The following is a 26,392-nucleotide window of genomic DNA, read 5'->3' on the forward strand; positions in this document are numbered from 1 at the left end:
GTTTCTACTCGCCGATGAAGCCGGGACCAATCCGGTATACCGCGCCGCTTTGCGCAATCGGCAGTTCACCGAGACCGTGCTGACGCGTGCGTTCACCGGACGCTACGCACGGGCGTTGCGAAACCGATTCATCGACAAACATGAGTGTGACGCTATATCCGGCTTTCCGGAGGTAGCCATGATGACCGCCCCTATCCAAGCAGCCGCAATGAAGCTGGGCGACCCGCACGGTGCCGCGTTATGGGCCGGCGCCGCATTCCATCACGCGAAGTCTGCTCCCGCTTCCGACATCGTTCGCGAACTGGCGGGCTGACAATGGAATTCGGCGATGAGAAGGTCGCAATCATCACGGGCGCTTCCCGGGGAATCGGCGCCGGGCTGGTCGAGGCATACCGCAAGCGGGGCTACACCGTGATCGCCAATTCACGCACGATCACGGACTCGCCCCACCCTGAAGTCTTCAGTGTGGCAGGCGATATCGCCGATCCGACCACGGCGGGACGCCTGGTTTCAGAAACGGTGGCACGGTTTGGCCGGATCGACACGCTGATCAACAACGCCGGAGTCTTTCTGCCCAAACCCTTCATCTGCTACACCCGCGATGACTACGAACTGGTCACATCGGTGAATGTGCTTGGCTTCTTTCATGTTACGCAGCGCGTCATCGCCCAAATGCTTGCGCAAGACGGCGGCGGCCATGTCGTCAACATCAGCACCACTCTGGGCGAGCAGGGTCACACTGCCGTCCCGTCGGCATTGACCGCGCTGACCAAGGGCGGCCTCACCGCTGTCACCAAATCACTCGCTATTGAGTACGCCGGACACGGAATCCGGGTCAATGCAATCTCTGCCGGCGTCGTCGATACACCCCTGCACAGCTGCGTCGATGCCCATACCGCTTACGCGGCGATGCATCCCCAAAACCGGATCGGCGCCGTCGCCGACATCGTCCACGGTGCGCTCTACCTGGAAACGGCGCCGTTCGTCACCGGCGAAATCCTCCACATCGACGGCGGACAGAGCGCCGGCCACTAGATCAGACCGAGGTGATGACCATGCCGACTGCTTCGCCCACCGTGGCCACCGATGACTGGCGAGATCCGCTCGCCGTTGTCGACGGCAGCGCGAAGGTCTATAGCGTCGAAAACCTATGTGTCGCTGATGGATCCATCATGCCCAGAATCACCACCGGGAACACGATGGCCCCCCGTGTCGTCATTGGCGAGCGTGCCGCCGACGAGATCAAGGCCGAGCACCGGCTGGCGAACTCGGTGGGTGAGTAGGCCATGCCCGCTGACGCATTCGAAATGGCCTTGGTGCATCGGGTTTTTCGCGACGAGCTCCGCTGTGCTCCAATACTGGTCGGCAGCGTACAACCCGGACAGGGTAGGCGGCTGAAGCGTGTAGTCGACCACATCGCGAACGTACTTTCAGCGCTGCATCACCATCACATGGCCGAAGACGAGTTGCTGTGGCCCAAGCTGCACGAGCGAACTCCGGAGCATGCGGAAATCATTCGGCATATGGAGACAGAACATGAGCTCATCGCGACGTCGGTGGACAAGGTCCATTTGCTGCTTGCAGATTGGATAGCCACGGCCCATTCCGCCAGCGCCGCACAGAGGTTGATATCAGGCATCAAAGAGCTCACCGAACTTGTCGACGCACACCTAGTCCACGAAGAGGAGCGGATTGTTCCGCTGATCAACGAGAACATCACAAGTGACGAATGGCGCGCAGCAACCGGACGAGGCGCCTCCTTCATCAGCGGCCGCAACATTGCGTTCGCGATCGCATTTGCAGGCATGACCCTCGACTCATGCACGGCCGACGAGTACCGACGCTTCCTTGCCTGCATGCCGTCGCCGCAGAGGTTGCTAGTAAGGCTGTTTGCACGGCGAGTCGGCGCCAGATATCGCGCTCGCCTTCGCGCATTCTGAAAGATATCTTCAAAATTCCTGGCAAATAGCTTTCGGCTGGCAGTACACCGTCTTTACCGGAACAAAGTTGGCGTCATTGTTGTCAACGCCCACGCGTAAATCGGCTGATGAACTCGATGATTTGTTCGGTGATGGGGCTGTGGTCAAGGTCACGTGAACCCGTTGACTGATCCGGTCGTTGAAAAAGTTATCTGCGAGCGGCGAGAAGGGCCATGTTGTGACGGAACAACCGACAGAGGACATTTCGGATGCGCGTCTTTGGACGTGGGCGACGGAGTTCGACGATTTTGTCCGGCTGTGCGGCTGTAGCCAACCCCACCTGAGTTTGGTAACCGATCCGGACTCATTTTCAATGACCCAGCGTGGGGGTCGAATGGGGCCGGTAAGCCTTTCCGAATGGGTCGTCGGTGCTGATACGTCCCTTCAGTGCGGTGAGGGATGCGGCGCATATCGAGTGTTTCTGGTGCGATCGGGCCGCGCGGAGTGGGTACACCGGGGGGTGTCGGTGGGCGGTGTTGCCGGGACTGCGGCCGTGTACGCGCCAGTAGGGCTTGCCGCGCTGCGATGGCATGCGGATACCCAAATACTCCTTTTGAAGATCGACCGCTCCGCTGTCGAGGATGCTCTCAGCGACGCACTGGGCCGACAGGTGGCTGCACAGCCCGATTTCGCACCTCTCATGCCGATGAATACCGCGCCGGCCCGAAGCTGGATCAACATGCTCGCGTTGTTCGCGGAACAGTTTTTCCATCCCAACGGTCTGCTCAATCAACCATTGGTCGGAATGCCGTTCGTCGACAGCCTGGTGCGCGGGCTCTTGTTCGCCGCGGAGCATTCGCATCGCGGTGCTATCACGGGAGACGAACGACCGGCTGTACCTCGAGCGATTCGTATCGCAGTCGACATCATGGAGGCGGAAGCGGATTTGCCCTTGACGCTGTCGGCAATCGCGGCCCGCAGTCAGGTGAGTGTCCGTTCTTTACAGCTAGCTTTCAAGCGTCACCTAGGCCTCTCGCCGATGGCATATCTGCGCGAGGTGCGCCTGCGCCGAGCGCACCAAAACTTGCTCGAGTCGGACCCATCGATGGTCACAGTCGCGTCGGTGGCTTTTCGCTGGGGGTTCACCAATCTTGGGAGGTTCGCCGCGGCCCACGCCGCCCGCTACCGCGAGCCGCCAGTGGAGGCGTTGCACCGTAGCGCCTAGCCGCCTCCTGCGTAGGACGCCTTTGATCGCGATTCGGGTTTCGCAATCCGGCCGGAGACTTACGTGCGGTGGCTAGTTGGCGACCGGTCACGTCCTTAGCGTTGATCATGTGATTGATACAGCGAAAACCACCTCAACGTCAGACCCGGTAGTGGCCTACTTGCTAGGCTTCAATAACTCAGGGGCCCAATATCTTCGGGGCCAGCAAAAGACAGCAATCCCGATGATCAGCGGCCGCAGCAACCGGCGCATCGTGCGTCAGGCCCGCCGCTGGGGCATCGCCGTAGGTATGGGCGGCTGTGCCGTCGCGGCCGTCGCGATGATCGAACTGGCCGCCGCCGCAGACGCGCACGCCGACGATGGCGCCGACGGGCTGGGCCAAGCGGGCATGGATTTGACCCAAGCCACCCAGGTGTTGGATGGGGCTCCTCAGGCATCGCTGGACGCCGAGCAAGTTGCGGTCCTCACGGGGCAAGAGATGCTGCAGACTGGCTCAGAATCGATGGTCTTGTCTGACCAAGAGTCGTTCCTTTCCAGCCTGCCCACGGCTGACCAAGCAGACCTGACCGGTGTTGACGACCAGTTGGCCCAGGCGTACCAAGGGGTGCTCGACGCTGACCAGGCGTTCGTCGCAGCTGACCAGGCTGGTGATCTGAGTGGCACGGGGTTGCTCCCGGCTGACCTCGGGGTGATCGACGCTGATTTCGGCGTAGTCGGGGCGGACTTCCACACGGTCTTTGTCGACATCGGTGCGGAAATCGCCAACGTCTTCGACATCTCGGCTTTGCTTCCCTGACGACGCGGATATCTGGCGGTGGGGTCGGTGGCCCCATCGCCAGATGCCGCGATGTCGGCCCATGGCGGCACACTTGCGCTGTGCTGGATCTGGTTCTTCCGTTGGAGTGCGGCGGTTGCGGGGCGCCGTCAACCCGATGGTGTGCGGCCTGCGCCGACGAGCTGGCCCTCGGTCCCGACGCGCCTCGCGTCGTCACCCCGCGCATCGACCCCGGCGTTCCGGTGTTCGCGCTCGGCCGCTACGCGGGTGCGCGCCGGCGGGCGATCGTCGCGATGAAAGACCGCGGCCGGACGGATCTGTTGTCGCCGCTGGCTCGGTCGCTGGCGCTCGGTGTGCACCGATTGCTCGAGTGGGGTCTGCTGGATGTCCCGCTGACGATCGTGCCGGCGCCGACCCGCAGCTGGGCAGCGCGCCGCCGCGGCGGCGACCCGGTGACCAGGATCGCCGCGCTGGCGACGGCAGCTCACCCGGACATCACCGTGGTGCGGGCCCTGCGGATGAAAGCGCTGGCCCGCGACTCGGCCGGGTTGAGTAGCGCCGCGCGTGAGCGCAACGTCGCCGGACGAGTGCTGCTGACCCGTCGACGCCTGCCGGCCCACGGTGAGGTTCTGCTGGTGGATGACATCGTCACCACCGCCGCGACCGCACACCAGTCGGTGCGCACGCTGCACCGGGGCGGGGCCCGGGTGTCGGCTGTGCTGGCGCTAGCCGCCGCGTGAGCGTTTGTGAAGAACTCGCAACAGGTGGCGCGAAATGCTGGCACTGCCGCCCGTCGACGGTCTACCGTCGGAATCAAGCACCATCAACGCCTCAAGACAGCGTTCTCATCGCAGATTGAGGCGCCACCGTCGACGGTAGGGGGTGAGTTTTTCGACACCTTGCACCGGCGGGCGGCCACCGAGTATAGACAGCCCCGTCGGCGCGTGCATCTGATAGCCGGGCACGCCGCGTCGCGTGCAACGCGAGAGAAACGAGTTGTCAAGTATGTCAAGACAAACCGTAGATTCCGGACAGCTTCTTGCTGAACCTCCGGTCGACGCCGATGAATCCCCGCACGCCGAGGTCGTCGTCAAAGGCCGCAACGTCGAAATCCCCGACCACTTCCGCGTCTACGTCTCGCAGAAACTCGGCCGCTTGGAACGACTCGACCGAACCGTCTACCTGTTCGACGTCGAACTCGACCACGAACGCAACCGTCGCCAGCGCAAGTCCTGTCAGCACGTCGAGATCACCGCTCGCGGTCGCGGACCGGTGGTCCGCGGTGAAGCGTGCGCAGACAGCTTCTACGCCGCGCTGGAGTCCGCGGTAGCCAAGCTGGAGAGCCGGTTGCGTCGCGTCAAGGACCGCCGCAAAGTCCACTACGGCGACAAGACCCCGGTCTCGCTGGCCGCTGCGACCGCCGTCGTACCGCAGCCCGAACCGGTTCACGACGACAATGGCGCCCCGCTGTTCGGCGACGCAGGTGGCAACGGCCATCGCCAGCCCGGGCGGGTGGTGCGCACCAAGGAGCACGAGGCCAAGCCGATGTCGGTGGATGACGCGCTGTATGAGATGGAGCTGGTCGGCCACGACTTTTTCCTGTTCTACGACAAAGAGACCGAACGGCCCTCGGTGGTCTACCGGCGGCATGCCTATGACTACGGTCTGATTCGGCTGTCCTGACGCACTTGTCCCGCCGAACGTCGACTTGTTGAGAGATTCCGCGCGGACCGGCGCAACAAGTCGACGTTGGGCGTCCTAAGAAGCTCGTCACCTAGGATGGGGGACGCTGAAGACGTCGATCCGCCCGGTGACGATGCAGAGCGCGCAGCGCGAGGAGGAGGAGCCGGGCTATCTGACCTAGGGGACAAAGCTGTGCTGAACAGGTTGCTGCGCGTTGGTGAAGGTCGCATGGTCAAGCGCCTCAAGCGGGTGGCCGAGTACGTCAACGCCTTGTCCGAGGACATCGAGAAACTCACCGACGCTCAACTGCAGGCCAAGACCGCCGAGTTCAAGAAGCGGCATGCCGAGGGGGAGAGCCTCGACGACCTGCTGCCTGAAGCCTTCGCGGTGGCCCGCGAGGCTGCCTGGCGGGTGCTCGACCAGCGGCCGTTCGATGTGCAGGTGATGGGTGCGGCGGCGCTGCACTTCGGCAACGTCGCCGAGATGAAGACAGGGGAAGGTAAGACGCTGACGTCGGTGTTGCCGGCCTATCTCAACGGCGTCGGCGGCAACGGCGTGCACATCGTCACCGTCAACGATTACCTGGCCAAACGCGACAGCGAATGGATGGGCCGGGTGCACCGGTTCCTGGGCCTGGACGTCGGCGTGATCCTCGCCCAGATGACCCCCGACGAACGGCGGGTGGCCTACGCCGCCGACATCACCTACGGCACCAACAACGAGTTCGGCTTCGACTACCTGCGCGACAACATGGCCCACACGCTGGAGGACTGTGTGCAGCGCGGCCACAACTTCGCTATCGTCGACGAGGTCGACTCGATCCTGATCGACGAGGCCCGCACTCCGCTGATCATCTCCGGGCCCGCCGACGGCGCGTCGAACTGGTACACCGAGTTCGCCCGGCTGGCCCCGCTGATGGAGAAGGACACCCACTACGAGGTCGACCTCCGCAAGCGCACCATCGGTGTGCACGAGCTGGGCGTGGAGTTCGTCGAAGACCAGCTCGGCATCGACAACCTGTACGAGGCCGCCAACTCGCCGCTGGTCAGCTACCTCAACAACGCGCTGAAAGCCAAGGAGCTGTTCAGCCGCGACAAGGACTACATCGTGCGCGACGGCGACGTGATCATCGTCGACGAGTTCACCGGCCGCACGCTGGTCGGCCGCCGCTACAACGAGGGCATGCACCAAGCGATCGAGGCCAAGGAACGCGTCGAGATCAAGGCCGAGAACCAGACGCTGGCCACCATCACCCTGCAGAATTACTTCCGGCTCTACGACAAGCTCGCCGGCATGACCGGTACCGCCCAGACCGAGGCGGCCGAGCTGCACGAGATCTACAAGCTCGGCGTGGTCGGAATCCCGACGAATAAGGAAATGGTCCGCACCGACCAGTCCGACCTGATCTACAAGACCGAGGAAGCCAAGTACATCGCGGTCGTCGACGACGTCAGCGAGCGTTACGAAAAGGGCCAGCCGGTGCTGATCGGCACCACCAGCGTGGAACGCTCGGAATACCTGTCGCGGCAATTTCAAAAGCGGCGTATCCCGCACAACGTCCTCAACGCGAAGTACCACGAGCAGGAAGCCGGCATCATCGCCGAGGCCGGCCGCCGCGGCGCCATCACCGTCGCCACCAACATGGCCGGCCGCGGTACCGACATCGTGCTGGGTGGCAACATCGACTTTCTCACCGACCTGAGGCTGCGGGCCCGTGGCCTGGACCCCGTGGAGACCGCCGACGAGTACGAGGCGGCCTGGCACGAAGAGCTGCCCATCGTCAAAGAAGAGGCTGCCGCCGAGGCCAAAGAGGTCATCGAGGCCGGCGGGCTCTACGTGTTGGGCACCGAGCGGCATGAGTCGCGCCGGATCGACAACCAGCTGCGTGGCCGCTCGGGTCGGCAGGGCGACCCGGGTGAATCGCGCTTCTACCTGTCGCTGGGCGACGAGCTGATGCGTCGCTTCAACGGCGCGGCACTCGAGACGCTGCTGACCCGGCTCAACCTGCCCGACGATGTGCCGATCGAAGCGAAGATGGTGACTCGTGCCATCAAGAGCGCCCAGACCCAGGTCGAGCAACAGAACTTCGAGGTCAGAAAGAACGTCCTGAAGTACGACGAGGTGATGAACCAGCAGCGCAAGGTCATCTACGCGGAACGTCGTCGCATCCTGGAAGGCGAGAACCTGCAGCAGCAGGCGCACGAAATGCTCGTCGCCGTGATCACCGCCTACGTCGATGGCGCCACCGCCGTGGGCTACGCCGAGGACTGGGATCTGGAGAAGCTCTGGGACGCCCTCAAGACGCTGTATCCGGTCGGCATTGACCACCACACCCTGATCGACTCCGACGCGGTCGGGGAGCCCGGCGAGCTGACCCGTGAGGAATTGCTCGACGCGCTCGTCGAGGACGCCAAACGTGCGTATGCGAAGCGGGAAGCCGAACTCGAGGAGTTGGCCGGCGAGGGCGCGATGCGCCAGCTGGAACGCAACGTGCTGCTCAACGTCATCGACCGCAAATGGCGTGAGCACCTTTACGAGATGGACTACCTCAAAGAGGGCATCGGTCTGCGGGCGATGGCGCAACGCGATCCGCTGGTCGAATACCAGCGTGAGGGCTTCGACATGTTCTCCGGGATGCTCGAAGGCCTCAAAGAAGAGTCTGTCGGCTTCCTGTTCAACGTCGCGGTCGAGGCAGTGCCGGCACCGCAGGTCGGACCGGTGGCCGAGCCCGAGGACTTGGCGGAGTTCGCCACCGCCGCCGCCGCGGCCAGCGCTCAGCAGCGGAGCACTGGAGCCACAGCGCCCGCCGCGGCCCGTGAACCCGCGTCTGCGTTGCGCGCCAAGGGGATTGACAACGAAGCACCCGAGCTGACGTATAGCGGGCCGGCCGAGGACGGCTCGGCGCAGGTGCAGGGCAACGGTGGCAAGTCACCGGCCGGCGCGTCCGGCGGGACTCGTCGCGAGCGGCGCGAGGCTGCTCGTCGGCAGGCCCGGCACGCCAAGCCGAAGTCAGCCAAGCGGCGCTAGCGCCATGGACGTCAAAGAGGTCCGACTGCCCAGCATGGGTGTGCGGTACGAGTTCACCAGCAACCACGGCGAGCGGATCGGGATCATCGCGCGACGCGGCGGCTACTTCGAGGTGGTGCTGTACGGCGGCGACGACCCCGACGAGGCTCGGCCGGTCTTTCGGCTCACCGACGAGGAGGCAGACGCGGTGGCACAGATCCTGGGCGCACCGCGAATTGCCGAACGGTTAACCGAGTTGACCCGCGAGATACCGGGACTCGAGGCCGGCCAGGTGCACATTGTGCCGGGCGGCGTCTTCGCGGACCGGCCGCTGGGGGACACCCGGGCCCGAACCAGGACCGGCGCATCGATCGTGGCGATCGTGCGCAACGACCAGGTGCTCGCTTCGCCCGGTCCTTCCGAACTGCTGCGTGCCGGCGACGTATTGATCGTGGTCGGTACCGAAGCCGGTATTGCCGGCGTGCAGCAGCTCGTCCAAAAGGGCTGAGCGCGTGCAGATTTCCGCGCCGCTGCTTTTGCAACTCGGCGCAGTCCTGACTGCGCTCGCGTTGCTGGGCGCGCTGGCTCGCCGGTTCGCCTTGTCGCCGATACCGCTGTACCTGCTGGCCGGGCTGTGGCTCGGCAAAGGCGGAATCCAGCCGGTGACCGACGCGACGGTGTTCATCAAAACCGGCGCGCCCATCGGTGTGGTGCTGCTGCTGCTGACCTTGGGTCTGGAGTTCTCCAGCGTCGAATTTGCCAGCAGCATGAAACAGCACGTTCCCTCCGCACTGGTCGATGTTGCACTCAACGCGACGCCGGGGGCCATCGCGGGCTGGGTGCTCGGGTTCAACGGCATCGGCATGCTGGCGCTGGCCGGCGTGACCTACGTGTCGTCGTCCGGTTTGATCGCGCGTCTGCTCGAAGACCTCAACCGGGTGGGTAACCGCGAAACCCCGGCGATCCTGGCGGTGCTGGTCCTCGAGGATTTCGCGATGGCGGCCTACCTGCCGGTGTTCGCGGTGCTGGCCAGCGGCGGGACCTGGGTGAAGGCCCTGCTCGGCATGGTTGTCGGGATCGGGGCGTTCTGGATCGCGTTCGTGGTGTCGTTCCGTTGGGGCCACCACTTCGGCCGGCTGGTGGGAACCCAGGATTCCGAGCAGTTGCTGTTGCGGGTGCTGGGAGTGACGCTGATCGTGGCCGCGCTGGCCGAAAAGCTGCACGCGTCGGCTGCCGTCGGTGCGTTCCTGGTCGGGCTGACACTGACCGGCGAGACGGCCGACCGTTCCCGCCAGGTGTTGGGTCCGCTGCGTGACCTGTTCGCCGCGGTGTTCTTCATCGGCGTCGGCATCGGCGTCGATCCGCGCACGCTGGTACCCGCACTTCCGGCGGCGGTCGTCCTTGCCGTGGTCACCAGTGCGGCCAAAGTGGTGACCGGGATGTACGCCGCGCGGCGCGAAGGGGTGGCGCGCCGCGGGCAATTGCGGGCCGGCACGGCCTTGATCGCCCGCGCCGAGTTCTCCTTGATCATCATCGGGCTGGTCGGGTCGTCGATAGCCGGGTTGGCCCCGGTGGCGATGTCGTATGTGTTCGTCGTCGCCGTGCTCGGGCCGGTGCTCGCCCGGTTCAGCGGCGGCCCGTCCCCCGCAAGCGGGAGGTCCCCCCAGCCCGCGCGCGCCCCGGCATAGCCGAACGCGGAGATCCGATCAGCCGATGTGCAGCGCGACGACCTGCCAGCGACCCCCGGCGCCGCGCTCGATGCGGCACGCGATGGCGTGCATCCGCGGCCCGCGGCTGTAGCTGCCGAATACCTCGGCCGCGGCGAACGCGTTCGGACCGCCCACCGCCTGCAGCCGCAGCCGGCGTAACACCGCCACTCCCGTGTGGGTGCCGGCCTGTCGATTGGCAGACAGCACCGAGTCGACGAGTCCGGCGGCCAGCAGGCCGTTCAGCTGGCCGATGGGGCGGCGACGGTCGATGACTTCCAGCACCCGGCGCAGGGCGGCGTCGGCGAAGCTCGCCGCGTGCCGCATCGGTGCGGACATAGCGGGCGTGGGCGGCGCCGAATTCTGGGCCGAATGCCGTTGCTGCACATGCGTATTGCGTTTCCGCAATACGGCCGGCGACGGTGGTCGACACTGCCGGACATCGCGTGCCGGAGGTTCGCAGTCGACGACGGGGGTGACCGCGAACGCCGCACGGTCCGGTGGGCTCGAGTTGGTCAGCACTGCACTCTCCCGCGAATTCCGAAGGGGCCCGACGGCTGGCCTGCTGGAGAGTGACAGACGAGTGTGACGATCATCGCACAATTGCCGCGTCCGCGTCCCGCGCTGCGTTGCGCTACCGCGGACGGTTACCGTGTGCGGCATATTGGTCGATGAACCAATTCGCAAGGGACGTAAAGGGGAGAGGCGACGTGACCCGGTTGTCCGCTTCGGACGCCTCTTTCTACGAGCTGGAGAATTCGGCGACGCCGCTGTACGTCGGCTCGTTGTCGATTCTGCGTGCACCGCGCGCCGGGTTGAGTTACGAGACGCTGCTGGCCACCGTCGAGCGACAGTTGCCGACGGTGCCGCGCTACCGGCAGAAGGTCCGCGAAGTGACGATGCGGCTGGCCCGGCCGGTCTGGGTGGACGACCACGATTTCGATATCACCTACCACGTCCGGCGCTCTGCGCTGCCGTCCCCGGGCAGCGACGAGCAACTTCACGAGCTGATCGGCCGGCTGGCCGCCCGCCCGCTGGACAAGTCGCGGCCGCTCTGGGAGATGTACCTGGTAGAGGGCTTGGCCAAAAATCGACTGGCCGTCTACACCAAGTCGCACCAGGCGCTGATCAACGGCGTGGGCGGGGTCGAGATCAGCCACCTCATCGTCGATCGGAACCGTCGTCTGACGCCGTCCGTCGAAGACATCTGGGTGCCGGCCCGCGAACCCGGCAGAGCGCAGCTTTTGCTGGGCGCGATCGGTGACTGGGCCACCCGTCCCCAGGCGCAGATGAGGGTGGTCCGCAGCGGTGTCACCGATATGTTGACCAACTTCGGCCAACTGGCCGACGCCGGCCGACGGCTCTTCGACGTCGCCCGGGCGTTGGCGCGTGGCGCGGCCCCTCGCAGCCCGCTCAACACCACGGTGTCGCGCAACCGGCGGTACACCGTGGCCTGCGGGCGACTCGACGACTACCGGGCCATCCGGTCGCGCTACAACTGCGACGTCAACGATGTCGTGCTCGCGGTGATCGCCGGCGCGCTGCGTAACTGGCTGTTGTCCCGGGGCGAAGCGGCGGCGCCGACCACGACAGTGCGGGCAATGGCACCGTTGCCGGTCTACGTCGACGAGACGTTCGGCTCGTCGAGTCGACGGCAGGCCATCGGTCAGGTCGCGCCGTTTCTGGTCGACCTCCCGGTGGGGGAGGGCAACACGGTGGTGCGGCTGTCGCAGATCGCGCATGCCACCGAGAGCAATCCGACCGCGGCCAGCCTGGTCGATGCCCGCACCATCGCGACGATGTCGGGCTTCGCGCCACCGACGTTGCACGCCATGGGTATTCGAGTCGCGACCAGCGTGTCGCCGCGCTTGTTCAACCTGTTGATCACCAATGCGCCAGGCACCCAGTCGCAAATGTATGTCGCCGGTGCGAAGTTGCTGGAGACCTACGCCGTGCCGCCGTTGTTGAACAACCAGGTGCTTGCCATCGGCGTGACCTCCTACAACGGCATGTTGTATTTCGGCATCAACGCCGATCGGGACGCGATGAGCGACGTCGACGTACTGCCGGTGCTGCTGGCAGAATCGCTCGATGAACTGCTGGAAGCCGCGCAATAGACCTACCATTCGATGGTGAGCAAGGCGCAGAAGAAGCGGCCGGGGATCCCTGACAAGGTCTATGATGCCGAATTGTTCAGGCTGCAAACAGAATTGGTGAAGCTACAGGAATGGGTGCGAGCCTGTGGGGCCCGTATCGTGGTGATCTTCGAGGGTCGTGACGGCGCGGGCAAGGGCGGCACGATCAAAAGGATCACCGACTATCTCAACCCCCGCATCGCCCGGATCGCCGCGTTGCCCGCACCGACCGATCGCGAGCGCGGGCAGTGGTACTACCAGCGCTATGTCGCGCAGCTGCCCACCGAAGGTGAAATCGTGCTGTTCGACCGCTCGTGGTACAACCGTGCCGGAGTCGAGAAAGTCATGGGATTCTGCACGCCGCAAGAGCATGCGCTGTTTTTGCAGCAGGCACCCGTATTCGAGCAAATGCTCATCGACGACGGGATCCTGTTGCGGAAATACTGGTTTTCGGTATCCGAAGACGAGCAGTTGCGCCGTTTCAACGCGCGCCGCAACGACCCGGTGCGGCAATGGAAACTGAGCCCGATGGATCTGGAGTCCTTGTACAAGTGGGAAGACTATTCACGGGCCCGGGACGAGATGATGGCGCACACCGACAAGCCTTACAGCCCTTGGTTTCTGGTGGAATCGGATATCAAGAAACACGCACGGCTCAATATGATTGCGCATCTGTTGTCCAGCATCGACTATCGCGAGGTGAAGAGACCCAAAGTCAAACTGCCCGATCATCCGGTCAAGAGCGGCGACTACCGGCGTCCGCCGCGGGAGCTGTCGACCTACGTCGACGATCACGTGGCGACGTTGATGGGTTATGCCGAATGACCCGGGCGGGTGCCGCCTGATGCGGATCTATATTCCGGTGACCCTGGCCATGCTTCAGCAACTCGTCGCCGACGGTTCGCTGCGGCCAGTCAACGGCACCGCCTTCGCGGTGACCCCCAAGCTGCGCGAGGCCTACGCCGAGGGTGACGACGACGAGCTCGGCGAAGTCGCCCTGCGTGAGGCGGGGCTGGCCTCGCTGCGGTTGCTGGCCGGCGCCGCAGACGATTCCGGGCCCCCGGGTGCCGCATTGCCGCCGCGACGCGCGGTGCTGGTTGCCGATGTCGGCGATGTCACACTGCGCCCGGACCTCGACGACGCCGTGGTGCGTATCGGGGCGCCGGTGGCGATCGACGATGTCGTCGCCGCATTCGTCGACAACGCCGACGCCGAGGCGCAGGTCAGATCCGCGATTGCGGTCATCGACGCGGCCGATCTCGGCGACGAGGACGCCGAGCTGACGGTCGGTGACGCTCAGGATCACGACCTGGCCTGGTATGCCGCCCAAGAGCTGCCATTCCTGCTCGAGCTGCTTTAGGCCACCCGGCCCTGGCTACGGTGCCGTAAGTTACGGTACCGTAGGTTGGGTCCCGAGCTAGAGCAGGAGTTTCCTTGATGGACAGGAAAATATCGCGAGCCGCCGCTGACGTAGTCGAGACCAAGCCCATTACGCTGGCCGGAGTGGAGACCCATCCTGGCTGGCACGCGTTGCGCACGCTCGCCCGACGCATCACCACGCCGTTGTTGCCCGACGACTATCTGCGCCTTGCCAATCCGCTGTGGTCGGCGCGGGAGTTGCGGGGCCGGATTCTTGAAGTCAGGCGGGAGACGCAGGACTCTGCGACGCTGGTCATCAAGCCAGGCTGGGGTTTCAGCTTCGATTACCAGCCGGGCCAGTACATGGGCATCGGGCTGCTGATCGACGGCCGTTGGCGTTGGCGCTCGTATTCGTTGACGTCGAGCCCGGTGACGACCACAGCCGCGCAGCGAAGCGCGCGCACGGTGACGATCACCGTCAAAGCAATGCCCGAAGGCTTCTTGTCGACCCACTTGGTGGACGGGGTGAAGCCCGGCACGATCGTGCGACTAGCCGCGCCGCAGGGCAATTTCGTGCTGCCCGATCCGGCGCCTCCGGCCATGTTGTTCATCACCGCCGGCTCGGGCATCACGCCGGTGATGTCGATGCTGCGCACGCTGGTGCGTCGCGATCAGATCACCGATGTGATCCACCTGCATTCGGCTCCGACCGCCGCCGACACGATGTTTGGCGCGGAGCTCGAGGAGCTGACCCGCGATCATCCCGGATACCGGCTGCGGCTGCGCGCGACGCGCGATCAGGGGCGACTGGACTTGTCCCGGCTGGACACCGAGGTGCCGGACTGGCGGGACCGGCAGACCTGGGCGTGTGGACCCGAAGCCATGCTCAGCGCGGCCGAGGGCACGTGGTCGACCGCCGGCATCACCGACCGCCTGCACCTCGAGCGCTTCGCGGTGTCACGCGCGGCGCCATCGGGGGCCGGCGGGACGGTCACCTTTGCCAAGAGTGGAAAAAGCACCGCGGCCGACGCGGCGACGTCGCTGATGGACGCCGGTGAGTCAGTCGGTGTGCAGATGCCGTTCGGCTGCCGGATGGGTATCTGCCAGTCGTGCGTGGTTACCCTGGTGGAAGGACATGCCCGCGACCTTCGAAACGGCGCGGACCGTGAGCCGGGGACACGCGTGCAGACCTGCATTTCCGCTGCATCCGGCGATTGCACACTCGAAATCTAAAGGTTACTCACAGGTAACCTACGCTCTCGTAGGTTACGATAGCGTAGGTCAGCGAGCGCAATACGAGGGAGGGCAGACAATGGCGATCACCGACGTCGACGTATTCGCACATTTGACCGATTCGGACATCGAAAATTTGGGCATCGAACTGGATGCCATCCGCCAGGACATCGAAGACTCCCGCGGTAAGCGGGACGCCCGTTACATCCACCGCACCATCGCCGCGCAGCGCGTACTGGAGGTAGCCGGCCGGGTGCTGCTGGCGGCAAGCTCGCGCCGGTCCGCCTGGTGGGCGGGAACCGCGACCCTCGGCGTGGCCAAAATCGTCGAGAACATGGAGATCGGCCACAACGTCATGCACGGCCAGTGGGACTGGATGAACGACCCCGAAATCCACTCCTCGTCGTGGGAGTGGGACATGAGCGGGTCGTCCAAGCACTGGCGCTACACCCACAACTTCGTGCACCACAAATACACCAACATTCTCGGCATGGACGACGACGTCGGCTACGGCCTGCTGCGGGTCACCCGCGACCATCCATGGAAACGGTTCAACCTGTTCAACCTGGTGTACAACACCATGCTTGCACTCGGCTTCGAATGGGGCGTTGGCCTCCAGCACGTGGAGGTCGGCAAAATCGTCAAGAAGCGGATGGACAACGACGAAGCCCGCGAGCGCGTTGACGAGTTTCTGGGCAAAGCCGGTCGCCAGGTATTCAAGGATTACGTCGCGTTCCCGGCGCTGACCTCGCTGTCACCCGGCGCGACGTACACCTCGACGTTGAAAGCCAACGCGGTTGCCAACGTGATCCGCAACGTGTGGGCCAACGCGGTGATCTTCTGCGGCCATTTCCCTGACGGCGCGGAGAAATTCACCAAGACCGACATGCTGGGCGAGTCGAAGGGACAGTGGTATCTGCGACAGATGCTGGGCAGTGCCAACTTCGACGCCGGCCCCACGCTGCGGTTCATGAGCGGCAATCTGTGCCACCAGATCGAACACCACCTGTTCCCGGATCTGCCGAGCAACCGGTATGCCGAGATCGCGGTGCGGGTGCGCGAGCTATGCGACAAGTACGACTTGCCGTACACCACAGGATCTTTCCTGGTTCAGTACGGCAAGACGTGGCGGACCATCGCCAAGCTGTCACTGCCGGACAAGTACTTGCGCGCCACCGCGGACAATGCGCCGGAGACCCGCAGCGAGTCGATGTTCGCCGCGCTGGAACCGGGTTTCGGGGGCACCGATCCGGCGACCGGCCACCGCCGCGGTCTGAAGACTGCGATCGCGACCGTGCGGGCTTGGCGCCGCGGGAAGCGGACCCAGCGGGCCGGCGGGAAAGCGCAAACACCACGGCGGGACGACCTGGCCGCCTAAGCCGCCCTCTAAGCTTGGCGCGGTGCAGGTTGTCACAGCGCATCCGATCGTCGATGCCGTACTGGATCGGCATCGTGATGCGTTGGCCGACGACCTGACTGCCTATCGCAACCACGTATACCGCTGCATCAGCTATCACCAGGTGCTGCTGGGCTTTTCGATCCCCGACGTCGCAGCGTTGGCTTGGGCGACCCACGATCTGGGCATCTGGACCGTCGGCACCTTCGACTACCTCGCGCCATCGGCCGACCTCGCCGCGGCGTATGCCGATGAATTCGGGATCGCCGACATCGACCGGCTGCGGGCATTGGTCACCGAACACCACCGGCTGCGGCGGGTCGACGATCACGTGATCGAGACGTTTCGCAAGGCCGACCTCGTCGACGTCAGCCGTGGACTGCTGCCCAACCGAATCGGGCGCTCAGCGGTCCGGGCGGCCGTCGCTGCGCTGCCCTACCGCGGGTTCCACGCCTTCCTCGCCAAAGGGCTGACCGGATACGCCGCACGGCACCCGCTGCACCCGCTGCCGATGCTGCGCTGGTAATCCCTACGCTGCTTCGGCGATGGCGACCAGCCGCTGCAACGTCGCCAGCTGTTGCTCGTGGTTGCCCTCGAGTTTCGCCAACAGCGTTGTGATGCCCGCGGCGCGGTAGCGGCTCACTCGCTCGGCGATAATGTCATCGCCACCAAGCAGATTCGTGAGGCGACCGAGATCCAACGGCACCGCGCGGCGGGCCTCGTCGTGCTTGCCGGCCTGCCACAATTCGGCGACCGTGCGGACGTCGTCCGCATAACCCAGCCGGCTGAAAGCGTCGTTGTAGAAGTTCTTTCCCCCTTTCTGGCCATCCACCCCCATGGCGCCGATCGTGAACGCGTATCCGTCGGCGTGGCGGCGCGCGGCGGCATCGGCGGCGGCCTGGTCGTGGTGAAACTCGACCGCGACGGGCGCGACCAGGTCGAGCTGATCAAGGGTGCGGCCGGCCTGCTGCGCGCCCTCGCGCAACGGGCCGAGGAACACTTCGGCGGCTTCGGGGATGAACGCGTTACCGAGCCAGCCGTCGGCTGTTTCACCGGTCAGCCGTAAGTTCTGCGGACCCATCGCCGCCACGTAGACCGGGACGTGATCGGGGCGCACCAGCGGCCGCAGCGCGGCGCCGCGACTGTCCGGCAACGGCAACGGGTAGATCTCGCCGGCGTGCTCGAGTCGCTCGCCGCGGCTGACTGTGCGGATGATCTCGATCGTCTCCCGGGTGGTCTGCACCGGTTTGCGAAAGCGGACTCCGTGCCAGCCTTCCATCACGCGTGGACCCGACGTGCCGATTCCCAAGATGAACCGGCCCCCCGACAGCTCCTGCAGGCTCAGCGCCGACGTCGCCAGCAGCGCCGGGCTGCGCGAACCCAGTTGCACGACAAAGGTTCCGAGTTGCACCGACGACGTCTCGGCGGCCAGGTAGGCCAGGCCGGTCAGCGCGTCGTAGCCCCAGACCTCGGGAACCCACAGCGAGGAGACGCCGATCCGCTCGGCGGCCACCGCGAACTCTGTGGCGCCGGGCAAGCGGGGTTCGATCATGGCGCCGACCTTCATGGCTGGCATGCTAGCCACATGCGCTATCGCGACCAACCCACTATCGAAGTCACGCAGCGCGTTCGATGTGACGTTTCGACGGCATGGAACCTGGTCACCGACATCGGCCTGCCCGCCCGGTGCTCATCGGAGCTGCAGGCCGTCGAGTGGATCGATGATGCCGGCGCGGTCGCGGTCGGGGCGCGTTTCCGTGGTCGCAACAAGCATGACGCGTTCGGGGATTGGGCGACGGTGTGCGAGGTCATCGAAGTCGAGGATGAGCGCCGGTGGGTGTACAACGTGATCGGGTCCGACGGGATCAGCGCGACATGGGCGTTCGAGGTCGAGACCGCCAGCGATGGCGTGCTGATCCGCCAATGGGGCCGGATGGGGCCGGGACCGTCGGGCCTGACGCCGGCGATCGTCGCGCAGCCGGAGAAAGAGGCCAGGATCGTCTCTCGGCGGCTAGACGAATGGCAGAAGAACATGCAGGCCAACCTGGAGTGGGTTCGGTCGCAGGCCGAGGCCTGAGGCGCGGCGGTGAATTGAGGGAGTCGCGGGAGCCTGTTGGCTCAATCAGGAGATGAAGGCCGTCACGAGTGCCGTCGTTTCCCGCAAAGCTGGTGCTCCGACGTTGCCGATCGGCTCATCGAGGGCCGCTGTCGGAAGCCACTGGATGAGTTCGGGTAGCACGGCACCGTCAGGTTGGCTCACGGAAACGACCATCGCCATGGTGTCGTCGGGGATCTGGCCTGGAATGTATGGGCATGTGATCAGCCGCCCTGTGTCGGCGGCCAGGTGGATTGCATTGGACAGAACGACGACGTACAACTCGTGATCGGTGTCGCGACGTGGTGCGATGTCGCCGGGGTTGATCACAAGCCGACAGCCCGATTCGCGTGGTAGACCTTCTGCGCGTAGCCGTCGATGTTGAGGGCGGGGACAGTCCGCGCGGCATAGTTCTTGAGGGCGATCCGGAGATGCTCGTTGCGCAGAGCCTGTTCTATCAATTCCGATCGGTTCAAGCCAGCTGCCTTGGCATCCGCGTCTGCCGCCGCCAGCACTGCCTGATCCAACGTCACGGAAACCTTATCTTTCGCCATATCAATTATCCTACTGTTAGTCGGATACACTTCGTTGTTCAGTTAGCGTGGCTCCTTCGCGGCGCCTCCCGGGCGCCAATCTTCCTGTGCCGCGGAAACTCTGCCTCGACGGAGGCGGTCAGGGGAGCTCAACCCTCGCGCAGCGCGGCCAACAGGCGTCGGGCCGCGCCGACGCGACGGGCCGCCGGGCCGGTCAGCGTGTCCAGCGCACATTCGGGATCGGCGGGCGGGCCCAGGTGGCCGCAGCCACGCGGGCAGTCTTCGACCGCCTCGGCCAGATCGGAGAACGCCAGCACCACATCGTCGGGCTTGATGTGGGCCAGCCCGAACGAACGGATTCCCGGGGTGTCGATCACCCAGCTGTCGTGATCGAGCGGCAGCGCGACTGATTGCGTCGAGGTGTGCCGCCCCCTGCCGATATCGGTCACCTCGCCGACTGCTCGATGCGCCTCGGGCACAAGGCGATTCACCAATGTCGACTTGCCAACCCCGGAATGACCGAGCAGCACGGTGATTTTGCCGGCCAGCAGGTGTGCCACCGCGTCCAGCGGGTCGTCGCGACCCGCGATGATCACCGCGAGATCCAGGTCGGCGAATTGCTCGGCGAACGGTGCGGCCGGCGCGAGGTCGGTCTTGGTCAGGCAGAGGATCGGGAACAGTCCGCCGGCGTAGGCCGCGATCAGTGTTCGGTCGACCAGCCCGGTGCGCGGCGGCGGGTCGGCCAGCGCCACCACGATCAGCAGCTGATCGGCGTTGGCGACGACCACCCGCTCGGTGGAATCGGTGTCATCGGCGGTGCGCCGCAACACCGTTCGCCGTGGGCCGCGGCGAACGATGCGGGCCAACGTATCCGCCCGCCCGGACAGGTCGCCGACTATATCGACGTCATCTCCGACGACGATCGGTGTGCGGCCGAGTTCGCGGGCCCGCATCGCGGTGACCCGTCGATCGGCATCGCGGTCGAGCACACATCCCCAGCGGCCGCGGTCGACGCTGACCACCATCGCGGGCTTCGCGTCGGCATGCTCGGGCCGGGTTTTGGTCCGCGGCCGGGAACCCCGCCCCGAGCGGATTTTGACGTCGGACTCGTCGTAGTCGCCCGGCCTCAACCGCTGGACTCCCTGAGCATGTCGGCCCACATCCGCGGGAAATTCGGCAGCGTCTTGGCGGTGGTCTTGATGTCGTCCACCTCGACACCCTCGACCCGCAGCCCGACGATCGCGCCGGCGGTCGCCATCCGGTGATCGGCGTAAGACTGCCAGGTGCCCGGCCGCAGCGGCGTCGCGGTGATCTCCAGCCCGTCCGCGGTTTCCCGGCAGTCGCCGCCCAGCCGGTTGATCTCGGCGCTCAGCGCGGCCAGGCGGTCGGTTTCGTGGCCGCGCAGGTGGGCGATGCCGGACAGTCGGGAGACCGAGCCCGGGGCGGCCAGCGCCGCGAGCACCGACACCGACGGGGTGAGCTCGCCGATATCGCGCAGGTTGACATCGAAGCCCGGATAGGACTGCGGCCCGCGCACCTCCAGATACGAATCACCCTGTTTCACAACACAATTCAGCTGCCCAAGGATGTTCAGGATGGCGTCGGCGGGTTGGATGCCGGCCGCCGGCCAGCCGGTGATGCGGATCGTGCCGGCGCTGACCACTGCCGCGGCAATGAACGGGACGGCATTGGACAGGTCCGGTTCGATGTCCCAGTGCCGCGCCGCGACGGGGCCCGGTTGAACGTTCCACCGGTTGATGGTCGTGTCTTCGACTTCCACGCCCGCCTGGCGCAGCATCGCCACCGTCATCGCGATGTGCGGTGCCGACGGCAGCGGCGGGCCTACGTGCTGCACGGTCAGGCCGTCGGTGAACGACGCCCCGGCGAGCAGCAGGCCGGAGACGAATTGCGAGGACGCCGAAGCGTCGATCTGCACCGCCCCGCCGGCGACCGATCCCTCGCCGCGCACCCGGAACGGCAGGCCGTCGCCGTCGACGTCGACGCCCAGACCGCGAAGCGCATTCAGCAGCGGCGCGATCGGCCGGGCTCGGGCCTGTTCGTCGCCGTCGAACGTCACAAACCTGCCAGCGCCGAGACCTATCGCGGCCAGCGGCGGGACGAAACGCAACACCGTGCCGGCCAGGCCGCAGTCGATGCGGGCATCGGCCGGCGGGGAGATCGTTCCGCTGACCGCGAGCTCGTCGGCCGATCCGTCGACCCGCAGACCCAGCGTTTCCAGCGCGCCGATCATCAGCTCGGTGTCGCGGCTGCGCAGCGCGCCGCTGATCGTCGAGGTGCCGCCGTTGGTGGTGGCCAGTGCCGCGAGCACCAGCGCGCGGTTGGTCTGGGATTTCGAGCCCGGGACCGTCACCGTCGCGTGTACCGGCTGCGAGGTATGCGGCGCGGGCCAGGTATCCACGTGCTCCATCATCGCTCACCGGCGATCGCAAGCGCGGCGAAGCCGGGCGCGGCGGGTCGCCGCTCGACAACCCAGCCGGCACCATGGAGATATGTGCGGACGATTCGCGGTGACGACAGACCCGGCGGTGCTGGCCGAGAAGATCGAGGCGATCAATGAGGCCCGCGCGGCCGAATCGACGGGCCCCAACTACAACGTGGCGCCCACCACGACCATCACGACGGTGGTCAGTCGCCACGACGAGCCCGACGACGAACCGGCCAGGCGAGTGCGGTCCATGCGCTGGGGGCTGGTGCCGCCCTGGGCGAAGGCAGGGGCCGACGGCGCGCCGGAGTCGAAGGGCCCGCTGCTGATCAACGCCCGGGCCGACAAGGTCACCACGTCGCCGGCGTTTCGCGCGAGCGCCAAATCCAAGCGCTGCCTGGTGCCGATGGACGGCTACTACGAATGGCGCGCCAATCCCGATAGCGGCGCCGGCAAGAAAGCCCGCAAGACGCCGTTTTACTTGCACCGTGCCGACGGCGAGCTGCTGTTCACCGCGGGCCTGTGGTCGGTCTGGAAGCCCGCCAAAGATGCCACCCCATTGCTGAGTTGCACGATCATCACCACCGACGCGGTCGACGCGCTCGGCGAGATCCATGACCGGATGCCGTTGATCGTGCCCGAACGTGACTGGGACCGCTGGCTGGATCCCGATGCACCTGCCGACCTGGATTTTCTCGCTGCCCCGCCCGATGTGCACGGCATCGAGATGCGCGAGATCTCGACGCTGGTCAACAATGTGCGCAACAACGGACCCGAACTGTTGGAGCCGGCCGAGCCGCAGCCCGAACAAGCGACGCTGCTCTAGTTCACGCCGCTCCCGGCTCGTCTTCGTCGTCCGGTTCCAGGAGTTTCTCGGGGTGGTGGAACGTGTTGATTCGTGGTTGCCCGTGATCCAGATGCGGCGGCGGTATCCACTCGGTATCGCCTCGGGCGTTTTTGCGGGTGGTCCAGCCCGTCTCGGCGAGTCCGTTGTCGGGTCCGCAGGCGAGGGCCAGCTGGTCGATGTCGGTGCGGCGCGTTGCCGCCCATCCTTCGGGGTGGTGAGCCTGGGTCCAGTAGCCGGGCACCGTACAGCCGGGTTTGGTACATCCACGATCCCTGGCGTACAACATAATTCGCTGGGCCGGCGACGCCAGTCGTTTGGTGTGATAAAGCGCCAGGGGTTTGGCCTTGTCGAAGATGGCGAGGTAATGGTGTGCGTGGCCGGCCATCCGGATCAGATCGCTCATCGGCAGCAGGGTTCCGCCGGCGGTCAATCCGCGTCCGGCGGCGGCCTCCAGATCGTTCAACGTGGTCGTCACGATGATCGAGGTGGGAAGTCCGTTGTGCTGACCCAGGTTCCCGGACATCAACAGCCCGCGCAGGCCCGCAAGTAGACCGTCGTGATTGCGTTGGGCGTCGGAACGGGTGTCACGTCTGCGAGTGTCCTCGCTCGGGTCCCCGTCGACCACGGGCGCTTCGTCGTCGGGATTGCACATGCCGGGAGCCGCCAATTTGGCCAGCACGGCGTCGAAGGTCGCCCGCATCTCGGGATTCAGGTAGCCGCTGATGCGTGACATGCCGTCGAACTCCTGGCGACCGATGACGATGCCGCGCCGCCGGGCACGGTCTTCGTCGGTGAAATTGCCATCGGGGTTGAGGCAATCCATCAAAACCTGCGCGTAATTGGAGAGTTCATCGGGGCGATACTGGCCGGCCTTGTGCGCCAAGTCGGCTTCGGCGGCCTGCCGGGTGAACAGATCTACGCCGTCCGGCAAGCGGCGAAAAAAACTGCGGATCACGGTCACATGTCCGTCTCCGATGAGCCCTTCGCGCTGCGCCTCAGCGGTTGCCGTCAGTTGTGGCGGCAAAGTCTCGCCGGTCAAGGCACGGCGCTCACCCAAGTCGGCGGCTTCGGCGATGCGGCGATTGGCGTCGGTGCGGGAAATCCGCAGCCGGTTGGCCAGAGCCGTTGCCAGTTTGCCGCCCAGCTCCTCTACGCTGGCCTGCTCGGCGAGCTGATTGATCAACGTGTGCCCCGGCACCCGGAGCCGCCGCGCAACGGTTTCCAAACGCTCCAATACCCGCAACCGCTCCGGGGTGGTCAAGACGTCAAAGGACAAGCCGCACAGGCGGTCCAGGTCGCCATCGAGCACGCCTACGACCTCGACGATCTCTTCACGCGTGCTCGATGCCATGCCGTCGATTTTAGGAAGGGGCACCGACAAGAATCCGCTTCCTGTGGCCATTGAAACGAAAGTGGCACAAGTGATTTGAACGCACCGATACGCGCAACGATTTTTGTTGCCCCGGGATGGAGCCTGCATGTGCGGTCACCGCCTAGCATGCCTATGTGACTGGTTCCTATACATACACATTCGATGACATCCGGAACCGTCCGGTCGCGGTGATCGGCGCGGGGACGCTGGGACGGCGTATCGCGCTGATGTTCGCCAGCCGTGGCGGAACCGTGCGAATCTACGCCCGACGCGACGAGCAGCTAGCGGCCGCGAAACACTATGTGGCGGAGAACCTTCCGAGAGTCATCGATGGCCGCGGCTTTGGCGAACCGGGCGTCGCAACGGCCACGACATCGCTGGCCGAGGCGCTGGACGGCGCGTGGCTGGCGGTGGAGTCGGCCCCGGAGAAGCTCGAGATCAAGATTCCGCTGTGGGGCGACATCGACGAACTCGCCCCTCCGGACACCATCTTCGCGACCAACTCGTCGTCGTACCCGTCGCGTCTGATGGCCGAGAAGGTGCGGGACAAGACCCGTTTGTGCAACACGCACTTCTACATGCCGCCCGAGGTCAATGGCCTCGACCTGATGTCGGACGGCGAGACCGACCGCGGCCTGCTCGACACCCTGCTGACCGTGCTGCCCGAGTTCGGCGTCTACCCCTTCGAGGCGCGTAAGGAGTGCACCGGCTTCATCTTCAATCGGGTCTGGGCAGCGATCAAACGCGAGTCGCTGGCGGTGGTCGCCGAAGGGGTGGCCCGTCCGGAAGACGTCGACGGGATGTACAAGCTCAACTTGGGTGCGCCGGCCGGACCCTTTCAGGTGATGGATCTGGTCGGTCTCGACGTCGCTCTGGACATCGAGAACCACTACGTCGACGAGTTCCCGCAGCTGGCGAAGGGTCCGCGGGACTTGTTGCAGTCCTATGTTGATGCCGGCAAGCTCGGCATCAAGACCGGCGAGGGCTTTTACCGCTATTGAGATAGTTGAGCGCGAGTTCGGCGGCGTTGGCACCGCACATGCCGTGCGCCCCGGGCCCCGGTGGGGTGGCTGCCGAGCAGATGTACATGCCGGGAACCCCAATGGCATAGGGCGACAACGTGATTCGTGGGCCAAACGTCAGCTGGCGGATGTCTTTGGCGCCAGTCATGATGTCGCCGCCGACATAGTTGGGGTTGTAGGAAGCGAATTCGGTGGTGGTCCGGACGGCCGTACCGACGATCCGATCCCGGAATCCGGGTGCGAACCGCTCGATCTGAGCAGTGATCGCCGAGGTTGCATCGCCCGAAAAGCCGTTGGGCACATGGGCATAAGTCCACACTGGGTGAACGTCGCCGACCGATCGCTGAGGATCTGCCAGATATTGCTGGCCGACCAGAACGAACGGCCGCTCTGGCATGCGTCCCGCGTGGATCTCTCGCTCGGTGGCGGCGAGTTCGGAGTAGCTCCCGGCCAGGTGCACGGTGCCGGCCCGATGGGCGTCCGGGTTCGTCCAGGGCACGCCGCCGTCGACGGCGAAGTCGACTTTGAACGCACCCGGGCCACGTCGAAACTTGCTGAAGGCGTGCGAAATTCGGCGCGGAATGCGGTCGCCGACGATGTCGGCGACGGCTTCGGGTGCGAGATCGAAGATCGTCACGTCGGCGGGCGGCAGCTGCGATGCGGTCTGGATCCGAACCCCAGTCTCGATCTTACCGCCCAAGTCGGTCAGCAACGCCACCATCGCGTCGGTGATCGACCGCGATCCGCCTTCTGCCACCGCCCAGCCGTGTCGATGGCCGGCCGCGATGATCCCCATCCCGATCGCCGACGTCATCGGGTAATGCAGCGGCCGGAAGGCATGAGCCGCAACGCCTCCGAACAAGGCACGGCCCTCCCCGGTGCGGAACAGCCTGGCGAACGCGGACGCGGGAAGCACGGTGGGTGTGCCGAACCGGGCCAGCATCAGCGGGTGGTGCGGGATCCGCAGCAGCGGGCCCATGATGTCCTCGTTGAGTGCGTCGAATCGCGACGCCGAGTAGCCGAAAGCGCGCTGCCACCGCGATCCGTCGCGGCCGAGGCCGGCCGCGGTCTGCTCAACCGAGCGGTACAGCACGCCGGCGCTGCCGCCGTCGAGTGGGTGTACACAATCGATCTCGGGCCAGCGCCATGTGAGGCCGTAGCGGTCCAGATTGAATTTGCTGAGAAACGGTGAGCCGACGGCCATCGGATGGATCGCCGAGCAGTGGTCGTGCAAAAGGCCGGGAAGGATGGCTTCGCTGCTGCGGGCGCCTCCGCCGACCTCGTCGGCGGCTTCGAGGATAGTGACCGAAACACCTTCGCCCGCAAGAGTTATGGCGGCAGTGAGCCCGTTGGGCCCGCCGCCTACCACCAGTGCCGTGCTCATGCCAGTGCTCCGTGACCGTGTTCCTGGTCCTTCAGGACAGCCGGGTTGCTACCGCGGAGGGACCATTCCACGCTAGTCGGGATCGGACCGTTGGGCAGCCAGGGCTGCTCGGCCACCGCGTCGGCCACCTTCCAGGTGCCCCGCTCGACCACGCCAAGCGCGGCGTCGATGAGCTGGTAGTGCTGCACACCGCTGCCGAAGGCCTCCGACTCGACCCAGGCGATGACGCACTCGCCCGGCTCGAAGGCGGCTTCGCGCT

General features: G+C 65.5%; 28 protein-coding genes and 1 pseudogene. 20 read left to right on the forward strand and 9 right to left on the reverse strand.

What is annotated here, in order from left to right; genetic code table 11:
• From VGG53_RS16240 to VGG53_RS16290, 11 genes and pseudogenes are all read left to right on the forward strand, one after another.
• Positions 1–313, forward strand: a 313-nt coding sequence (locus VGG53_RS16240; protein ID WP_331519090.1) for a nitronate monooxygenase, incomplete at its 5' end; no start/stop codon positions are given.
• Between the two features lie 2 nt (positions 314–315).
• Positions 316–1,035, forward strand: coding sequence for an SDR family oxidoreductase (locus tag VGG53_RS16245; protein WP_331519091.1), 720 nt, complete (start codon positions 316–318; stop codon positions 1,033–1,035).
• 59 nt (positions 1,036–1,094) lie between these two features.
• A pseudogene (locus tag VGG53_RS16250) lies at positions 1,095–1,283 on the forward strand (GMC oxidoreductase); the annotation flags it as partial.
• Positions 1,284–1,307: 24 nt separating this feature from the next.
• On the forward strand, positions 1,308–1,940 hold the full coding sequence (locus VGG53_RS16255; protein WP_331519115.1) for a hemerythrin domain-containing protein: 633 nt from the start codon (positions 1,308–1,310) through the stop codon (positions 1,938–1,940).
• 217 nt (positions 1,941–2,157) lie between these two features.
• The gene (locus VGG53_RS16260) at positions 2,158–3,144 is read left to right on the forward strand and encodes an AraC family transcriptional regulator (protein WP_331519092.1); all 987 of its coding nucleotides are present in this window, start codon (positions 2,158–2,160) and stop codon (positions 3,142–3,144) included.
• A 223-nt stretch (positions 3,145–3,367) separates the two neighbouring features.
• Positions 3,368–3,940, forward strand: coding sequence for a hypothetical protein (locus VGG53_RS16265; RefSeq protein WP_331519093.1), 573 nt, complete (start codon positions 3,368–3,370; stop codon positions 3,938–3,940).
• An 80-nt stretch (positions 3,941–4,020) separates the two neighbouring features.
• Positions 4,021–4,659 carry a ComF family protein gene (locus tag VGG53_RS16270; protein WP_331519094.1) on the forward strand — a complete coding sequence of 213 codons (639 nt, stop codon included), beginning with the start codon at positions 4,021–4,023 and terminating at the stop codon, positions 4,657–4,659.
• Positions 4,660–4,924: 265 nt separating this feature from the next.
• Positions 4,925–5,602, forward strand: a complete 678-nt coding sequence (gene hpf / locus VGG53_RS16275; protein ID WP_331519095.1) for a ribosome hibernation-promoting factor, HPF/YfiA family — start codon at positions 4,925–4,927, stop codon at positions 5,600–5,602.
• Between the two features lie 192 nt (positions 5,603–5,794).
• Complete coding sequence (gene secA, locus VGG53_RS16280; protein WP_331519096.1) at positions 5,795–8,629, forward strand: preprotein translocase subunit SecA; 2,835 nt, start codon at positions 5,795–5,797, stop codon at positions 8,627–8,629.
• 4 nt (positions 8,630–8,633) lie between these two features.
• A complete protein-coding gene (locus VGG53_RS16285) occupies positions 8,634–9,116 on the forward strand; it encodes a cation:proton antiporter regulatory subunit (RefSeq protein WP_331519097.1) in 483 nt (160 codons plus the stop codon).
• A 4-nt stretch (positions 9,117–9,120) separates the two neighbouring features.
• Entirely contained in the window at positions 9,121–10,296 is a 1,176-nt protein-coding gene (locus VGG53_RS16290) for a cation:proton antiporter (protein WP_331519098.1), read from the forward strand.
• A gap of 18 nt (positions 10,297–10,314) precedes the next feature.
• Here the strand turns inward: VGG53_RS16290 and VGG53_RS16295 are convergent, their stop codons facing one another.
• The gene (locus tag VGG53_RS16295) at positions 10,315–10,836 is read right to left on the reverse strand and encodes an Rv3235 family protein (RefSeq protein ID WP_331519099.1); all 522 of its coding nucleotides are present in this window, start codon (positions 10,834–10,836) and stop codon (positions 10,315–10,317) included.
• A gap of 149 nt (positions 10,837–10,985) precedes the next feature.
• Between VGG53_RS16295 and VGG53_RS16300 the strand changes: the two genes are divergently transcribed.
• From VGG53_RS16300 to VGG53_RS16325, 6 genes are all read left to right on the forward strand, one after another.
• Positions 10,986–12,431: a wax ester/triacylglycerol synthase family O-acyltransferase gene (locus VGG53_RS16300; protein ID WP_331519100.1), complete on the forward strand. Its 1,446-nt coding sequence runs from the start codon at positions 10,986–10,988 to the stop codon at positions 12,429–12,431.
• Between the two features lie 12 nt (positions 12,432–12,443).
• Positions 12,444–13,274 (forward strand): polyphosphate kinase 2, encoded by an 831-nt coding sequence (ppk2, locus tag VGG53_RS16305; RefSeq protein WP_331519101.1) that lies wholly within the window; start codon positions 12,444–12,446, stop codon positions 13,272–13,274.
• Between the two features lie 16 nt (positions 13,275–13,290).
• Positions 13,291–13,809 carry a DUF6912 family protein gene (locus VGG53_RS16310; RefSeq protein WP_331519116.1) on the forward strand — a complete coding sequence of 173 codons (519 nt, stop codon included), beginning with the start codon at positions 13,291–13,293 and terminating at the stop codon, positions 13,807–13,809.
• Positions 13,810–13,886: 77 nt separating this feature from the next.
• Positions 13,887–15,041, forward strand: a complete 1,155-nt coding sequence (locus VGG53_RS16315) for a ferredoxin reductase (protein WP_331519102.1) — start codon at positions 13,887–13,889, stop codon at positions 15,039–15,041.
• A gap of 79 nt (positions 15,042–15,120) precedes the next feature.
• Positions 15,121–16,419: a fatty acid desaturase gene (locus tag VGG53_RS16320; protein ID WP_331519103.1), complete on the forward strand. Its 1,299-nt coding sequence runs from the start codon at positions 15,121–15,123 to the stop codon at positions 16,417–16,419.
• 22 nt (positions 16,420–16,441) lie between these two features.
• On the forward strand, positions 16,442–16,963 hold the full coding sequence (locus VGG53_RS16325) for a hypothetical protein (protein ID WP_331519104.1): 522 nt from the start codon (positions 16,442–16,444) through the stop codon (positions 16,961–16,963).
• A gap of 3 nt (positions 16,964–16,966) precedes the next feature.
• Here the strand turns inward: VGG53_RS16325 and VGG53_RS16330 are convergent, their stop codons facing one another.
• Positions 16,967–18,004: an LLM class flavin-dependent oxidoreductase gene (locus VGG53_RS16330; protein ID WP_331519105.1), complete on the reverse strand. Its 1,038-nt coding sequence runs from the start codon at positions 18,002–18,004 to the stop codon at positions 16,967–16,969.
• A gap of 18 nt (positions 18,005–18,022) precedes the next feature.
• On the opposite strand from VGG53_RS16330, the gene VGG53_RS16335 reads away from it, so the two are divergent.
• Complete coding sequence (locus tag VGG53_RS16335) at positions 18,023–18,514, forward strand: SRPBCC family protein (RefSeq protein WP_331519106.1); 492 nt, start codon at positions 18,023–18,025, stop codon at positions 18,512–18,514.
• A gap of 45 nt (positions 18,515–18,559) precedes the next feature.
• On the opposite strand, the gene VGG53_RS16340 is transcribed toward VGG53_RS16335, so the two are convergent.
• The 4 genes from VGG53_RS16340 to aroA form a co-directional block, all read right to left on the reverse strand.
• Positions 18,560–18,862 (reverse strand): toxin, encoded by a 303-nt coding sequence (locus VGG53_RS16340; RefSeq protein WP_331519107.1) that lies wholly within the window; start codon positions 18,860–18,862, stop codon positions 18,560–18,562.
• Positions 18,859–19,086, reverse strand: coding sequence for a ribbon-helix-helix protein, CopG family (locus VGG53_RS16345; protein WP_331519108.1), 228 nt, complete (start codon positions 19,084–19,086; stop codon positions 18,859–18,861). The genes VGG53_RS16340 and VGG53_RS16345 overlap by 4 nt, the downstream gene beginning before the upstream one ends.
• A gap of 128 nt (positions 19,087–19,214) precedes the next feature.
• A complete protein-coding gene (gene rsgA, locus VGG53_RS16350) occupies positions 19,215–20,195 on the reverse strand; it encodes a ribosome small subunit-dependent GTPase A (protein ID WP_331519109.1) in 981 nt (326 codons plus the stop codon).
• Positions 20,192–21,484 (reverse strand): 3-phosphoshikimate 1-carboxyvinyltransferase, encoded by a 1,293-nt coding sequence (gene aroA / locus VGG53_RS16355; RefSeq protein ID WP_331519117.1) that lies wholly within the window; start codon positions 21,482–21,484, stop codon positions 20,192–20,194. Before aroA ends, rsgA begins: the two co-directional genes overlap by 4 nt.
• A 91-nt stretch (positions 21,485–21,575) precedes the next feature.
• On the opposite strand from aroA, the gene VGG53_RS16360 reads away from it, so the two are divergent.
• On the forward strand, positions 21,576–22,334 hold the full coding sequence (locus tag VGG53_RS16360; protein ID WP_331519110.1) for an SOS response-associated peptidase: 759 nt from the start codon (positions 21,576–21,578) through the stop codon (positions 22,332–22,334).
• 1 nt (position 22,335) lies between these two features.
• Here the strand turns inward: VGG53_RS16360 and VGG53_RS16365 are convergent, their stop codons facing one another.
• Positions 22,336–23,706 (reverse strand): HNH endonuclease signature motif containing protein, encoded by a 1,371-nt coding sequence (locus VGG53_RS16365; RefSeq protein WP_331519111.1) that lies wholly within the window; start codon positions 23,704–23,706, stop codon positions 22,336–22,338.
• 155 nt (positions 23,707–23,861) lie between these two features.
• Here VGG53_RS16365 and VGG53_RS16370 point away from each other — a divergent pair, with 155 nt between their 5' ends.
• Positions 23,862–24,728, forward strand: coding sequence for a 3-hydroxyacyl-CoA dehydrogenase family protein (locus VGG53_RS16370; protein WP_331519112.1), 867 nt, complete (start codon positions 23,862–23,864; stop codon positions 24,726–24,728).
• Here VGG53_RS16370 and VGG53_RS16375 read toward each other — a convergent pair.
• Positions 24,697–26,133 (reverse strand): NAD(P)/FAD-dependent oxidoreductase, encoded by a 1,437-nt coding sequence (locus tag VGG53_RS16375; protein WP_331519113.1) that lies wholly within the window; start codon positions 26,131–26,133, stop codon positions 24,697–24,699. The two genes, VGG53_RS16370 and VGG53_RS16375, sit on opposite strands and share 32 nt — an antisense overlap.
• Positions 26,130–26,392: DUF3556 domain-containing protein (locus VGG53_RS16380; RefSeq protein ID WP_331519114.1), on the reverse strand; the 263-nt coding region annotated here is incomplete at its 5' end. The genes VGG53_RS16375 and VGG53_RS16380, both read right to left, overlap by 4 nt.

The organism is Mycobacterium sp., assembly GCF_036490025.1.
Classification (GTDB): domain Bacteria; phylum Actinomycetota; class Actinomycetes; order Mycobacteriales; family Mycobacteriaceae; genus Mycobacterium.